General features: G+C 37.4%; 8 protein-coding genes. All 8 read left to right on the top strand.

All coding sequences use genetic code 11. The features are described from left to right. The first annotated feature begins 299 nt into the window (after window positions 1-299). The 8 genes from CLU83_RS08550 (at window position 300) to CLU83_RS08515 (ending at window position 16,337) form a co-directional block, all read left to right on the top strand. A complete protein-coding gene (locus tag CLU83_RS08550; RefSeq protein WP_100431210.1) occupies window positions 300-3,683 on the top strand; it encodes a SusC/RagA family TonB-linked outer membrane protein in 3,384 nt (1,127 codons plus the stop codon). Between the two features lie 19 nt (window positions 3,684-3,702). After that, complete coding sequence (locus CLU83_RS08545; RefSeq protein WP_100433680.1) at window positions 3,703-5,694, top strand: RagB/SusD family nutrient uptake outer membrane protein; 1,992 nt, start codon at window positions 3,703-3,705, stop codon at window positions 5,692-5,694. A gap of 91 nt (window positions 5,695-5,785) precedes the next feature. Further along, a complete protein-coding gene (locus tag CLU83_RS08540; RefSeq protein ID WP_100431209.1) occupies window positions 5,786-7,495 on the top strand; it encodes a polysaccharide lyase in 1,710 nt (569 codons plus the stop codon). Window positions 7,496-7,572: 77 nt separating this feature from the next. Next, a complete protein-coding gene (locus CLU83_RS08535; protein WP_232727029.1) occupies window positions 7,573-8,244 on the top strand; it encodes a DUF3826 domain-containing protein in 672 nt (223 codons plus the stop codon). A gap of 63 nt (window positions 8,245-8,307) precedes the next feature. Further along, window positions 8,308-10,014: a polysaccharide lyase gene (locus tag CLU83_RS08530; RefSeq protein WP_100431207.1), complete on the top strand. Its 1,707-nt coding sequence runs from the start codon at window positions 8,308-8,310 to the stop codon at window positions 10,012-10,014. A 79-nt stretch (window positions 10,015-10,093) separates the two neighbouring features. Further along, a complete protein-coding gene (locus CLU83_RS08525; protein ID WP_100431206.1) occupies window positions 10,094-13,249 on the top strand; it encodes a DUF6298 domain-containing protein in 3,156 nt (1,051 codons plus the stop codon). A gap of 71 nt (window positions 13,250-13,320) precedes the next feature. Continuing rightward, a complete protein-coding gene (locus tag CLU83_RS08520; protein WP_100431205.1) occupies window positions 13,321-14,718 on the top strand; it encodes a glycoside hydrolase family 140 protein in 1,398 nt (465 codons plus the stop codon). Window positions 14,719-14,762: 44 nt separating this feature from the next. After that, window positions 14,763-16,337 (top strand): glycoside hydrolase family 28 protein, encoded by a 1,575-nt coding sequence (locus CLU83_RS08515; RefSeq protein WP_100431204.1) that lies wholly within the window; start codon window positions 14,763-14,765, stop codon window positions 16,335-16,337. The last annotated feature ends 15 nt before the right edge of the window (window positions 16,338-16,352 follow it).

The raw sequence follows: 16,352 nt of genomic DNA, 5'->3' as shown, positions 1-16,352 counted from the left end.
TGCATACTTGGTAACAATAAATATTGGAAGCACTAATTATTTAAGAATAATTAGTGCTTTTTTTATTTGTATTGTTAATATTGAAAAAAAATCACTTAATTTTATGATAACTGTTTTTATTTCATTTTTTTTTTAATAATTGAATAAATACAGCATAGTACAGGATGCGTGAGTATATGTATCATTATAAATTTGGGACATGTAATAAATGTTGTTTTTACATTTAAATAATGAAAACGATATAGCATTTATTTTATTAACCTAACCTAACAAATTAATAATTAACTAAAACAAATTTTATGAAACAAACACTAGTAGTGAGAAGATGTAGTGTTATTTTATTTGTACTGATGAGTATGATTACTTATGCTCAAACTGCTGTCAGTCAAATTAAAGTCACAGGTACTGTTACTGATAATGCAGGAATGCCTTTATCAGGTGTAAACGTAACTGAAAAATCATCAAAAAATACTGTTACTACTGATTTTATCGGTAAATATCAGATTAATGTAAAGAGTGATGCAACATTGGTTTTCTCTTTCATAGGAATGAGAAAAATGGAAATACCTTTGTCAGGACGTACTGTTTTAAATACAAAATTACAAGATGACACTAATCAATTAGAGAGTGTTGTTGTTGTAGGTTATGGTAGCCAGAAAAAGAAAGATCTTACTGGAGCTATTGCAACAATAAAGGCCGCGGATCTTGAGAATTTACCAGTAACTAACTTATCTGATGCATTGAGAGGACAGGTTGCTGGACTTTCTGTTACAAGTGGATCTGGACGTCCTGGAGATGCCGGTACCATCTCAATCCGTCAATCTTTTGGTTTTGGAAAGGATGCAAATTCAGGAGTACCGTTAATCGTGATTGATGATATGGTGCAAGTTGATGCTGCCACAGGTTTGGCTACGATGGAAACTTTTAACAGATTGGATCCTTCCGAAATTGAGAGTATGACTATTTTGAAAGATGCGTCTGCCGCTATTTATGGTTCCCGTGCATCACAAGGGGCGGTAGTTATAAGAACTAAGAAAGGAAAATCTGGTAAAGCTAAGTTTAGTTACAGCAGTCAGTTTGCGGTTAATGATGCTATTAGTCATACGAAAACAATGAGTGCTTATGAATTTGGAGTTTTTAATAATAGATTTTTAACTGGAGCATTAGTTCCAGGTAATGTGATTGATCCAAAAGTGTTGTTTTCTGCAAAGGAATTGGAAGAAATGAAAGGGTTGGATTATGATTGGTTAGAAAAGGCTTGGAAACCTGCAATACAACAAAAGCATACGCTTAATATAAGCGGGGGTACTGATAATATTACCTATTTTGCAGGTGCAACTAGATTTACCCAAGATGCGAATCTTGGTTATCAAAAATATGAGAAATGGAATTATCGTACAGGGATTACCGCTAAAATTGCAAATAATTTAGATTTTTCTGCTTCTATGTCAGGAAATTCAGGATTTGTTGATAAGGCGTTTACTAAAGCATCAGGAAGTGTTGGCGGTTATGATACTGGTGCAGGAGAACAGGCTGATTACGACTTCCTAGTTCATATGCCAAAATTTGTTCCATGGCAAACAACAGTTGATGGTAAAGAATATTACATGTCGCCATTTCCTAATACTAATAAAAATTTTGGATCAGCTAATGCAAATAATAATATAGCCGGATGGAATTATTTTGCCAATATGAACAATGGGTCACATCAAACAACTGATGATGCTTCTTATAATTTTACTACTTCGTTGAATTACAAAGTAGCCGGTATTAAAGGATTGTCTTTTAAGGGAACCTTTGCAAGAACTCAAAATTCCAGTAATGCAGAGCAAATCCAACTCCCTTATGACTTGGCAAGAATCACAAATTATCAGTTGCAGGATAACCACCTTGCAAGTGCAGCATATCCAAGTGCAACTATTAAAAACCCAGAGGTAGGTGGTATTATTGACTATGTCATAGAAACTAATATTAGAAATTCAAGAGTGTATTATAATACAAGTTTTTCTAAAAGCACTCAGATGGACTTTTTTGCCAATTATGATAGAACTTTCGGAAGGCATCAAGTTAGTGCGATGTTTGGAGCTGAAAGATCTGAGTCTAACTATGCCACCACTCGTTTAGCTTATTTTAACACTCCTAAAGATTACCAAGGTGATTGGCGTACTGCAGGAACAGTTGATACAGGTAATTCTACCGCATTTAAAGGAAATAATGCAACGATGTCGTATTTTGGAACTTTAAATTATAGCTATCAATCAAAGTATTTGGCACAATTTCTTATACGTAGTGATGCATCCACGAAGTTCGCTCCAGAACATTATTGGGGAACTTTTCCGTCACTTCAATTGGGTTGGGTAGTTTCTAAAGAAGATTGGTTTGCAAATAATGTGTCAGCTGTGAATTTCTTTAAATTGCGTTATTCAATTGGTAAAACCGGAAAAGATAATCTTCCACCTTGGAAATGGATTCAATTTTATGATCTTACTCCTAATAAAGGTTATACATTTGGATCTGGCGGTGGTCAATTAGGGTCTTCAGTGACTCCTAAAATAGTTCCAAACAGAGAGACAGCATGGGATAGCACATTAAAGAATAATTTTGGTATTGATATGGCTTTTTTAGAAAACAGATTGCAGTTTAATGCAGATTTCTATTATGACATTTCAAAAGACATGATCACTGACCTGAGTAGCGCAATTGGTGTGCCAGTTTCTGTTGGTGGAGGATTTGCAGAAGAAAATTATGCTACCGTTAATGCTTGGGGTTCTGAGCTTAGCATTTCTTGGAGCGATAAAGTAAAAGGTAATTTAAGTTATGATGTGGGCGTAAATTTTGGTTATGGAGATAACAAAATAGTGAAATATCCAAATCAAGGAAACCTTCTTCCGTCTAATAACGCTAGTAGAGAAGGATATTCAAGCGGATTTAATCCGGTATGGGGATTCAAAACATGGAAAGGAACTTCTACAGGTGACGGTATTTTGCGTACAGATGCTGATATTGCTAACTATTGGAAGTACTTGACTGACAATGCTACAGCAGTAGGTGGTGTTCCAAGTTATTTAGGTAACGGTGATCCTACTAAAATTCAAAAAGGGTCTATGGCTTTTCAAGACGTTGCTGGGACGCTTCAAAATGACGGAACTTTGACAGGACCAGATGGTCAGATTATTGATAAAAATGACTATACTAAATTGGCTAAAAGTAGCAGAACATATACAATTAATACTAACTTGGGGATCAAATACAGTGGATTTTCTTTAAAAACCCAAATTGCAACTTCTTGGGGTGGAGCTACTTTTGTAGATTTAGTAAGTCAGTCAACTAGTAGTGCCAGTAATATGTGGGCACGCGAACCTTTTTGGAATGATATGTACGGAACTGATAATCCAAACGGAAAATACCCAAATTTGGCGGCCGCTGGTGCAACAAGCACTTCTGATTTTTGGCAACTTGATACTTTTCGTTGTGTTGTCAGAAATTTAACTCTAACGTATGATATTCCAAAGCAAGTTTTTGTGAATACCAAAATACAAAATATATCTTTAGGTGTAACCGGTAATAATCTTTGGGATCTTTACAATCCTTATCCAGGTCATTATCGTAATATGTACGACGACTCTGGTGTAGGGTATCCTACTCTTAGAACATGGTCGATTAATTTTAACATATCATTCTAATTTAAATTCGATGGCAATTATGAAAACAAAATTTAATATATATATAGCTTTAGGATTGTTGCTTGTTTTAGGAGCTTCCTGTAACGATAATTTTCTAGAAGATGTTCAGCCTATCGGTCAGTATGATGATTCATTCTATCAAAGTCAAGAGCGCGTACAAGCGTATGTTGATAATCAGTACTTTGAGTTTTTTGCATCTTATAAATCACCAACATCAAGTGTAGTTGGAATTTATACAGATGCCAATACCAAACTGACTGAAGAGCTAGGAGGGGTTCAGGATTTTACTAATCCGAGCAAAACCATTAATACTTCAGATCTTGCTAGTGGTTATTATGGTGTCAAAATAAGTACCAGTATTAATAATAATCCTTATACAAGGATTAGAGAATGCAATAATTTATTGGAGGATATTGATGTAAAAGGAGCTGCTTTGGATAAAACATTCCGTGATCGGGCAAAAGGACAAATGTATTATATGCGTGCCATACAATATTTTGATTTGATGCGTACTTATGGTGGTGTTCCTATTGTAACGGCTTCTCAAACAGCATCAGCAGACGATCCGTCGATTAAACTTCCAAGAGCAAAAGTTTCTGAGGTAGTAGCTCAAATAGTTAAAGATTTAGATTTGGCCGCAAGTTTGTTGCCAGGAGATTGGCCTGGTGCTTATGGACGTTTTACGAGAGGTGCGGCTTTGGCTCAAAAATCTCGAGTATTATTAACTTTTGCAAGTCCTTTGTTTAATAAAAATTGGGATGGTTCTAATGAACGTTGGCAAGCGGCTTTAGATGCTGGACTGGCAGCAGAAGCGCAATTAACGCAAGATGGTTACGGATTGTATGGAACAACAATAAAAGACTGGGATAACATGTTTTTGATTGATAACGTTAAGTGTAAAGAAGCAATCACGGTGCAGCTTTTAAGTAATACAAATCTTGACATAAACTTCAACATAAATAATAACTGGGAGAAATCGATGCGTTTGCCGAGTCAAGGTGGAACAGGTGGTGTTAATGTCCCTAAGGAGATGATTGATTTGTTCCCATTGGCAAATGGTTCAAGACCCACTGCAGCCAATGGATATAACGATTTTACTTTCTTTATGAATCGTGACCCGAGATTTTACAGAACATTTGCTTTTTCGGGTATGACTTGGGCATATAAAGAAAGTGCTACTGCTACTTACAGACCTGTTGTTTGGTCTTACCGTTGGTTAGATAGTGCTGGTAAAGCATATTTCAGTGATCTTAATACGACATCAACAAGTCCTGCATTTGTTCGAAAAATGAGCAATCAAACAGCTTCTAATGCAACCAATTATACGTATTCACCAACTGATATTTTTGAATACCGTTATGCTGAATTGTTATTGAATATTGCTGAATGTTATGCAGCATTAGGGCAAACGAGTAATACTTTAGCCTATTTAGGAAAAATTAGAAACCGTGTGGGTATTCCTTCTGCAAATAATTATGGAATAGGCACATTGGCAGATAAATATGCCGCTATCGAAGCTTGTTTATACGAACGCAGAGTTGAGTTGGCTTATGAAGGTAAACGTTTTTGGGATGTTCAGCGCTGGATGCTTTATGATGATGCATCATTACCTGGAATTACTGGTGGTACTGTTAGTAAATTAGGTTTAACACCTATCAATGGGACACAGCGTACAGGAAATTATTTACAGTACAAAACTGCTACTACTTCAGCTGCCGATCCTTTAGCAACACTTCGCGCAAGTATAGTTGTCGATCCTGATGCAGCAACAGCTACTTTCCAAGCTCAATTGGCAACTTTGGCGACATTTTATAACACTAATTTCATCCGTACAAATTTACTTACACCTATGGATAATGTTGGTGGAACTGCTGTTAAAATTAAATTTAATCCAAATTATTACATAAATGGGCTTAAAACAGATGTTTTAACCGTAAACCCATGGTTAGTGCAAACTTTAGGATGGAATAGTAATATTGGTGGTGCTGGGACTTTTAATTATCAAGAATAATTCTATAAGTATTTAAAACTATAAAAACTGTCACCTGTATTCATAAGATACAGGTGATTTGTTTAAAAAGATTGCCAAAATTAAAATTAGTATGAAAAATTTCACTTTATCGGCTATTTTCCTTTTGTTTTTAGGAAGTATCCAATGTTTTGCTCAGTACCCAAAAATAAGCGCTGAAATGCAAGCTCAATCGAAAGCTTTTATAGATGAAGCAGATAGACTTTCGGATGAAGCATGGGAAAAAGCGCTTGTAATTATAGAAGAAGAAGCCAAACAAGGTAAACCTTATATTCCGTGGGCATCCAGACCAAACGATTTACCACAGGCATCTATACCTGTTTTCCCTGGAGCTGAAGGTGGAGGAATGTATACTTTTGGTGGCCGTGGCGGAAATGTTTACACTGTCACAAGTCTAGAAGACCGAGGTCCAGGAACTTTGCGTGAAGCCTGCGAACAAGGAGGAGCCAGAATTATTGTTTTCAACGTTTCGGGAATTATTAGAATCAAAACTCCGTTAATCATTCGCGCACCGTATATCACTATCGCAGGACAAACTGCTCCAGGTGACGGTATTTGTGTGGCGGGAGAATCAGTTTGGATAAATACTCACGATGTTGTTATCAGGCACATGCGTTTCCGCAGAGGAGAAACTTTTGTAGGCCGCAGGGATGATTCTATTGGAGGAAATCCAGTTGGAAATATTATGATCGATCACGTGTCAGCCACTTGGGGACTTGATGAAAATATGTCTATGTATAGACACATGTACAGCCCAGGTGCCGGTTATCCAGACGAAAAGAAACCTACTGTAAACATTACCATTCAAAACAGTTTATTCGGAGAAGCTTTGGATACCTACAACCATGCTTTCGGAAGTACTTTAGGTGGAGAAAATTGTTCTTTCATGAGAAATATGTGGGCCAGTAATGCGGGCAGAAACCCATCTATCGGTTGGAATGGTATTTTTAACTTTGTGAACAATGTAGTATATAATTGGTATAACAGATCGACTGATGGTGGTGATTACACAGCCAATTACAATATCATCAATAACTTTTACAAACCAGGTCCGGTAACTAATTTGGCAGAGCCAATCAGCTACAGAATCTTAAAACCGGAATCAGGAAGAAGCAAACTGTCTTATATGGTTTTTGGTAGAGCGTATGTAAATGGAAACGTCGTTAATAATAACGAGAAAGTAACCAATGATAACTGGGATGGCGGAATTCAAATCGAAAATAAAAAAGGCGAGTTGATGACTTATGATGAAGCTAAAACCTATTTTGATAAAATGAAAAGCGACAGACCATTTCCAATGCCTTGGTTTAGCAAAATTATGACTGCCCAGGAATCTTATGATTTTGTTTTGAAAAATGTAGGTGCCACTTTGCCAATCAGAGATAAAGTGGATGAAAGAATTGTAAGAACAGTAAAAACAGGGGTTCCAGAATATGCAAAAGGATTAGAGAAAAAAGAATTTTATCAGTTTGAGCACCGTCGTTTACCGATGGACTCTTATAAACAAGGAATTATAACAGATATTTCACAGGTTGGCGGATATCCGGAATACAAAGGGAAACCTTATGTAGATACCGATAAAGACGGTTTACCGGATGCATGGGAGAAAAAATACGGTCTGAATCCAAAAGATCCATCTGATGCAAAAGGAGATTTAAACGGAGATGGATATTCTAATATTGAAGACTACATCAATGGTGTAAATCCTGCAATAAAAGTAGATTGGAAAGATTTAGCCAATAATAAAGAGACATTAGTTAGACCTTTATTAGATTTAAATTAAGAAATAATTTTTGAAAATATTCTTGTTTCCTATTCAAATACGAAATGAGAATGTTTTCAAATAATAAATATTAAAAAATGATGTCAATAAAGAAATTAAGTCTGTTGTTTTTGCTTTTTGCCTTTTGCAAGTTAAGCGCACAGCAATATGCAGATCCGGAATATATCAAAGTGACCAATGAACGAGCAGCAAAAATTGTCGAGAAGTTAGCTTTGGGAAACAAAGAAAAAGAAACTGCTGTAACCAATATTATTGCACAGCAATTTCGTGATTTGAGTAAAATTCAGGACAGTAGGGACGCTGAAATCAAAAAAGTGAAAGACGACACCACTTTATCTAAAGAAAAACAAAACGTATCAATTGATAAACTGAAAGCTGATGCCGATAAATCAATTGACAAATTGCACAAAGCCTATTTGAAAAAATTAGGAACTCAGTTAAATGAAGCTAAAATTACGGAAGTAAAAGACGGAATGACCTACGGCGTACTTCCTATTACCGTTGCAGGTTATAACGATATGTTGCCAAATTTGACAGAAGCACAAAAAAAATACATTTATGATGCTTTGGTTGAAGCCAGAGAACACGCTATGGACGGAGGTTCATCCAAAGAAAAACACGGTTGGTTTGGTAAATACAAAGGAAGAATCAACAACTATTTATCGAAACAAGGGTACGATTTAAATAAAGAAAGTGCAGACTGGCATAAACGTATCGAAGAACGTGAAAAGGCTAAATCAGCCAAATAATTATTGGTGATTAGCTCTTAAACATAAGCTAATCACTAAATTAACTTTTAATAAGAATTCCAAATGTTTACTATTTTCCAAAATAACATTACGAATAAGACGTTTTTGGCAGTTGCTTTCTGTCTGTCTTTTTCATCAGTATTTGCCCAATATCCGGAAATTCCGAAAGAAGTTCAGGCTAAAACCGATACCATTTTAGCAAGAGAAGAAAAGCGTTTGGGCGAAATCTGGAAAAATAATGCCAACATTCTTAAGGAAGAAGCAAAGCACGGAAAACCTTATTTGCCTTGGGCTTCCTATCCAAAAGATTTTGTTCAGGCAGATATTCCAGCTTTTCCTGGAGCAGAAGGAGGCGGAGCATTTACGCAAGGTGGCCGTGGCGGGCAACTATTTGTAGTGACTAGTTTGGAAGACAGCGGAAAAGGAACTTTCCGTGAAGCCTGCGAAGCAGTTGGTGCGAGAACAATAGTATTTAACGTTTCGGGAATTATTCATTTGAAAAACCGTATTAGTATGCGTGCTCCTTATGTTACCATTGCAGGACAAACTGCTCCCGGTGACGGAATTTGCATTGCAGGCGAAACCTTGGAAATCGATACACATGACGTAATCATCAGACACATGCGTTTTCGCAGAGGAGCAACCGATGTTGCCCGAAGAGACGATGCTCTTGGCGGAAATCCAATCGGGAATATAATTGTTGATCACTGCTCAATAAGCTGGGGATTAGATGAAAATATCTCATTGTATAGACATCAGTTTCAGGTCAATGATAAGTCGAAATTAGAAAAGCTTCCCGCTTGTAATATTACCATTCAAAATACTATTTCATCCGAAGGATTAGATACATACAATCACGCTTTCGGAAGTACAATTGGCGGATTAAATAGTACCTTTATGCGTAATTTATGGGCTGATAATATTTCCAGAAATGCTTCTATAGGTATGTACGGCGATTTTAATTTTGTAAATAATGTGATTTTTAATTGGTGGAACCGCTCTTTAGACGGAGGAGATTACCGTTCGTTGTTTAATATAATCAATAATTATTTTAAACCGGGACCAATAACACCAACAGATCAGCCAATTCGTTACAGAATCCTGAAACCAGAATCGGGTTACATGAAACCTAAAACTTATGGGAGAGCTTATGTTTCGGGGAATTTTATCGTAGGTTCTCCAGAAGTTACAGCAGATAACTGGAATGGCGGAGTACAATTAGAAGACCAATTGGCAGAAGAAACAAAGGATTATTTAGAGCTGATTAAACAGCCTAAACCTTTTTCAATGCCTAAGTTTCCTATAATGAAGGCAGAAGAAGCCTATGAATTTGTATTGAATAATGCAGGAGCAACCTTGCCAAAACGTGATGCAGTCGATGAACGAATCATTAAACAGGTTCGCACCGGAAAAATTGAGGTAAAAGACGGTCTAGAAAATACAATAGGTAAAGAGTATATCAAAAGAAGATTACCCGTCGATTCTTATAAAAAAGGTATCATCACGCATCCGGATCAAGTGGGCGGTTATCCGGAATACAAAGGAAAAACCTATAAAGATTCAGATAATGACGGAATTCCAGATGTCTGGGAGAAAAAGTATGGTTTAAATCCAAATGATGCTTCCGATGCCAATAAAGATTTAAATGGCGATGGTTATACCAATATTGAGAAATATTTTAACGGTATCGACCCGAACAGCAAGACAGATTGGACGAAAACGAAAAATAATATCGATACTTTGGCTCAGTTAAAAGGATTATTGCAATAATTATTTCAACGAAGACCTAACAGGTTTCAAAAACCTGTTAGGTCTAATACAAGAATAACTTACCAAATAATATTTTAAAGTGAATTTTATTCAACTCAAAAAAATAGTAACAAAACAGGATTTACTCGTTTTATCCTGTTTTGTTGTTTTCTTTAGTGCCAATATCAGTAAGGCACAAAACACATTTCCAGATATTACAAAATCTAAAGATGGAAAACTAGAGCTGACAATTGATGCAAAAGGAAATCAGATTCCTGATTTTTCGTATGCTGGTTATCGTGTATCATCCGTTGCAATTGCTGATGACGTAGCCATTAAAGTTTTTGTACCGCATGTTGATGGAGATGCCACAAAAACAATTCAATCTGCTATAGATTATGTTGCCAAATTAAAAGCTGATAAAAATGGTTTTAAAGGAACGGTGCTTTTAGACAAAGGAATCTTCAAAGTTTCGGGTGAGATCAATATTTCAGAAAGCGGAATTGTAATAAGAGGCAGTGGCTCCAGTAATGGTGGAACTACACTTTTAGGAACTTCAATCAACAGAAAAGCAATTGTCAACATAAGAGGAATCAATAATCAGATTTTTAAGGAAACCTTTCAATTAGAGACTAATTATACACCATTAGGAGCAACAATTTTAACTGTGAAAAACGGAACTAATCTCAAAAAAGGAGACCATATTGTAATCAATACACCTATTACAAAAAACTGGATTGATCTTTTGTCCATGAATGATTTTGGTGGAGAAAGTGGATGGATTGGCTGGAAAGCTGATGATTTCGTTATTCGTGCCGATAGGGAAATTACAAATGTTCAGGGAAATAAAATTACGATTGATGCTCCTTTAACAAACGCTTTAGACGAAGAATTATCAAAATCAACTGTAGTAAGTTATGTTTGGTCAGGCCGAATTAATAATTCAGGTGTTGAAAACCTGACATTAAAATCTGATTATGATACCACAAATCCAAAAGACGAACAGCACCGATGGACTGGAATTTCTATCGAAAATGCAGAAGACATTTGGGTACGACAAGTCAATTTTGAACAGTTTGCAGGCGGTGCGGTTTCTATTCTAAAAACCGCCAAAAGAATTACTGTCGAAGATTGTCTGGCTTTAAACCCGATTTCTGAAATCGCATCTTTTAGAAGAAATACATTTTATACTGAAGGACAGCAGACTTTATTTCAAAGATGTTATTCTGAATTCGGGTACAATGATTTTGTGGTCGGAGGTTACGCCACTGCAGGACCAAATGTCTTTTTGCAATGCGAATCACATCAGTCGTACAGTTTCAGCGGATCTGTTGGAAGCTGGGCAACCGGAATTCTCTTTGACGTTTCTTTAATTGATGGAAATGCCATCAGTTTTAAAAACAAAGAACAGGACGGAAGAGGATTAGGCTGGAACGTGGCCAATAGTGTCATCTGGGAAACATCGGCATCTAAAATTGAAAATTACAGTCCCCCAACAGCCAACAACTGGGCGTTTGGAGTTTGGGCACAATGGGCAGGAAACGGACATTGGAAAGACGTGAACAATCACATCAGCCCAAGAAGTTTATTTTATGCTTTATTGGAACAACGTCTGGGCAAATTACCAATGGACGCTCAAATAATGGACTTAGGTTCGGAGCCTTCTTCAAGCCCGACGATAGAACAAGCGACAGCTTTAACAGCCGAAGCTTATAAATTAAATGAAACTTTAAAAGAGTTTATTAGCAAATCGTCAACTCGAAATCCAATTGCGATTGATTATGCCAAAGCGAAACGCATTGAAGAAGCAAAACTAGATGCAGTTACGAATACCAATACTGATAAAATTACAATAACCAACGGATTACTAACCACTTCAAAAGGAGTAATTACCGGAGAAGTTGTTGATGTACCTTGGTGGAGAGGCAGTTTGCGTGAATCTGAAATTGCAAAATCAAGACCGCACATTACCCGATTTGTTCCGGGACATTACGGAGTTGGTTATACCGATAATCTGGAAGAAACCGTAAATTATTTAGTAGAAAACAATAAATCGGCGATAGACCATAATTATGGATTGTGGTACGAACAAAGAATGGCCGATCACGAACGCATTCGAAGAATCGATGCCGATGTCTGGGCACCTTTTTACGAACAGCCTTTTGACAGAAGCGGACAGGGAATTGCCTGGGATCATTTGAGTAAATACGATTTGACCAAATATAATGCCTGGTATTGGAAGCGATTGAAAACCTTTGCAGAATTAGCCGGACAAAAAAATAAGATATTACTAAACGAAGCCTATTTTCAGCATAATATTTTAGAAGCCGGAGCACATTGGGCAAGTTCTCCGTGGCGTCCAGCGAATAATATAAACACGACAGGATTGCCGGAACCACCGCCTTACGCAGGCGATAAAAGGATTTTCCTTGCCGAGCAATTTTATGATGTAAAAAATCCAGACATTCGAAAACTGCACGTAGCATTCATCGAAAAAAATCTGGAAAATTTTAAAGATAATGCCAACGTATTACAGCTCACAAGTGCCGAATATACAGGTCCGTTAAGTTTCATGCAATTTTGGATTGATGTGATTGCCAATTACGAAAAGACAAATCAAAACGAATCCAAAATCGCTTTAAGTGCCACAAAAGATGTTCAGGATGCAATCTTAAATGACGAAGCAAGAGCAAAAACCGTTGATGTAATTGACATCAGATATTGGTACTACAAAGAAGATGGAACGCTGTATGCACCTGAAGGCGGAAAAAATCTTGCACCACGCCAGCACGCCCGTAAAATCAAAACCGGAAAAGAAACCGACGATCAGGTGTATCGTGCAGTTCGCGAATACCGTGAAAAATATCCGGAAAAAGCAGTCTTATATTCCACAATGGGAGCACCACGATTTGGATGGCCGGCATTAATGGGAGGAGCTTCATTGGCAAATGTTCCAAAAATTGAACTTTCTGCCTTTCATTCTGCCCTTGCTGGTATGAAGTTTGCAGAAGGAACTACTTTTTCAGACACCCTTTGGAGATTAGAAAATAAAGGCAAGGCCTATCTTTTTTATCTGAAAAACGATCAGGATGTTTCTATCGATTTATCCAATCATAAAGGAACTTTCGAAGTTTGCACAATCAATGCTTCCAATGGAACTATCACCAAAAAAGCAAATATCAGCGGAGGAAAACAAGTCGTAATTCCACAAGATGAAATCAAAGAAAAAGTACTATTCGTAGTGAAGAAAAATTAGCGACTGATAATAAACAATAAGCAAAATAAATCTGCGCAAATCTGCTGGATCTGCGTGCAAAAATAAATATAATGAACCTGAAAATTAAATACCTATTCGCCCTTTGCATACCCTTTATGTTGACAGCACAAAGCGGATTTTCTCAATCCAAAAATTTGCCAAAACTTAAAGTTTCCCCAAACCAGCACTATTTTGTTACCGAAGACGGGAAACCATTTTTCTGGCTAGGTGATACTGGCTGGCTAACATTCGGAAAATTAGACAGAGAAGGCGTTGTTAAATATTTGGAAGACCGAAAAGCAAAAGGATTCAATGTAGTTCAGGTAATGGTACTGCATAATGTGAATGCTGTAAATGCTTATGGCGATCAGGCATTAATGAATGATAATGTGGCGGATCAAATTACGTCACCGGGCAACGATCCAAACAATGCTCCCGAATACGATTACTGGGATCACGTAGATTACACTTTGGAAGTAGCACAAAAAAACGGAATCTATTTAGCCATGGTTCCGGTTTGGGGAACTAATATTAGTAGTGTTAAAAGCAAAGTAACGAAAGCGGATGTTGAAAAATATGCCAAGTTTTTAGCCGACAGATATAAAAAAAGAACCAATATAATCTGGCTGAACGGTGGCGATACCTACGGAGATAAATTTCAGGACATTTGGAACGCACTCGGAAGTATTTTAAAAACGAGTAACCCAGATCAGTTAGTGACTTTTCACCCATTCGGAAGAACCGATTCATCAGAGAATTTTCATAATGCAAGCTGGCTGGATTTCAATATGTTCCAGTCCGGTCACAGAAGATACGATCAGGACACTCTGAAAAATTCATTTAAAGAAGACAATTTCAAATTCGTTCAAAGAGACTGGGATTTAAAACCAACCAAACCAACACTGGACGGAGAGCCATCTTACGAAGGAATTCCACACGGTCTGCACGATACGTTACAGCCAAAATGGACAGCCGCTGACGTACGTCGTTACGGATACTGGTCCGTTTTTGCAGGCGGAGCAGGTTACACTTACGGACATAATGCCGTGATGCAAATGTTCAGAAAAGGCGACAGTCCGGCTTACGGAAACAAAGAATTGTGGAATGACGCCATCAATGCACCAGGAGCTGGACAAATGGTACACATCAAAAATCTGATGCTGGAATTTCCATATTTAGAAAGAGTTCCGGATCAGTCCTTAGTGGTCAATCAAGGCAAAAAATACGATTATCAGGTGGCAACAAGAGGAAATGATTATGCTTTGATTTACACCTATACAGGCAGAAAAATCACTGTCAATATGGGGAAAATTTCAGGAGATAAAGTAAACGCAATCTGGTACAATCCAAGAAATGGTGAAAAAACAAAGATTGGAATTTTTGATAACAAAGGAACTAAAGAATTCCAGCCTTCCGGCAAAAAAGAAGACGGAAACGATTGGGTATTAATTTTAAGTTCCAACAAATAAATCTGCAAAAATCAGCCGAATCTGCGTGCTAAAAAAATATCAATATGAAAATCAAAAACATCATAATAGTACTCTTCTTCATCACCGGATTAAACACCGCTTTCGCAAACGATGGCTGGCTAAACATCCTCAACGAAGGAGGAAACAATAAAGGCATAAAATGCACCGAAGCTATTCAAAACGCCATCGAAAAAGCATCTAAAAACGGAGGTGGAACCATTTTTTTTCCAGCTGGAGAATATTTAACCGGAGCTTTAAAACTAAAAAGCAACATCTCCATCCATTTAGATTCCGGAGCACTTTTGAAATTTTCAGAGAACTTCGATGACTACCTTCCGTACGTAGAAATGCGTTACGAAGGCATCGTGATGCAGTCATTTTCGCCATTATTTTATGCCAAAGATGTCGAAAACATCACTATCAAAGGAAGAGGCGTAATCGACGGACAAGGAAAAGCGTGGTGGAATGAAGTCTACCGAATCGAAACCGCAAAAGGTCCAATTCCGGAAACCAAATACCAAAAAATGTGGACCGAGCAAAACAAAGGAATCGTTTACGAGCCTTATTACAAAAGAACAATTGACAAACACTTTTTCAGACCTTCTTTTTTCCAGGCCTATAATTGCAAAAACATTTTAATCGAAGGCGTAACCTTCAAAAATTCCCCTTTCTGGACGATAAATCCTGAATTTTGCGACAATGTAACCGTAACAGGAATTACAATTAATAATCCGCATTCCCCAAATACAGACGGAATCAACCCTTCGTCCTGCACCAACGTTCACATTTCAAACTGCCACATCAGCGTGGGCGACGACTGTATCACCATCAAATCGGGTCGCGATGCAGACGGGCGTAAATACGGAAAAGCAACCGAAAATGTTACTATCACCAACTGTACAATGTTAAGCGGTCACGGAGGTGTCGTTATCGGAAGCGAAATGTCGGGCGGAATCAAAAAAATCACCATATCCAACTGTGTTTTCGACGGAACCGACAGAGGAATCCGTATCAAATCGGCTCGTGGTCGAGGCGGAGTTGTCGAGGACATTCGCGTCGACAACATCGTAATGAAAAACATCAAGGAAGAAGCCATTATTCTGGATCTTTTCTACGACAAAGACAATCCAGTAGAGCCTGTTACCGAGCGCACGCCGATTTTCAGAAACATCCACATCAGCAATGTTACGGGCGGAAACGTCAACAAAGCCGGGTTCGTTCGCGGAATTGTTGAAATGCCAATTCAGAACATCACGTTCTCCAACATCAATATGGATGGCAAGGAAGGTTTCACCATAAACACGGCGACCGATGTAGAATTTCACGATGTAAAAGTCAACGCAACCGTGGGTTCTTCTTTCAAAATCAGTGATTCCAAAAACCTGATTCTGGATAATGTAGGTTCATCAACACCAATCAAGGGAGTTCCGGTTATCAAAATCGATAACGTTTCGAACATTATGATCAACAACAATTTTCCGTTCAACGCCACCGATATTTTCATCGAAGCCAATGGAAAAGACACCAAAAATATTTTCCTTAAAAACAATGTATTCAACAATGTGACTACAGTTGTAAAAAAAGGAAAAGACCTGGATAAAAAAGCAATTACAGAATAACTTAATTATTTTCAG

The organism is Flavobacterium sp. 1 (assembly GCF_002797935.1).
Taxonomy (GTDB): domain Bacteria; phylum Bacteroidota; class Bacteroidia; order Flavobacteriales; family Flavobacteriaceae; genus Flavobacterium.
This window is presented reverse-complemented; position numbering and strand designations above follow the sequence as displayed.

Coding starts and splice junctions, on each gene's coding strand:
- CLU83_RS08550 (WP_100431210.1), top strand. CDS start 300: ATGAAACAAACACTAGTAGTGAGAAGATGTAGTGTTATTTTATTTGTA.
- CLU83_RS08545 (WP_100433680.1), top strand. CDS start 3,703: ATGAAAACAAAATTTAATATATATATAGCTTTAGGATTGTTGCTTGTT.
- CLU83_RS08540 (WP_100431209.1), top strand. CDS start 5,786: ATGAAAAATTTCACTTTATCGGCTATTTTCCTTTTGTTTTTAGGAAGT.
- CLU83_RS08535 (WP_232727029.1), top strand. CDS start 7,573: ATGATGTCAATAAAGAAATTAAGTCTGTTGTTTTTGCTTTTTGCCTTT.
- CLU83_RS08530 (WP_100431207.1), top strand. CDS start 8,308: ATGTTTACTATTTTCCAAAATAACATTACGAATAAGACGTTTTTGGCA.
- CLU83_RS08520 (WP_100431205.1), top strand. CDS start 13,321: ATGAACCTGAAAATTAAATACCTATTCGCCCTTTGCATACCCTTTATG.
- CLU83_RS08515 (WP_100431204.1), top strand. CDS start 14,763: ATGAAAATCAAAAACATCATAATAGTACTCTTCTTCATCACCGGATTA.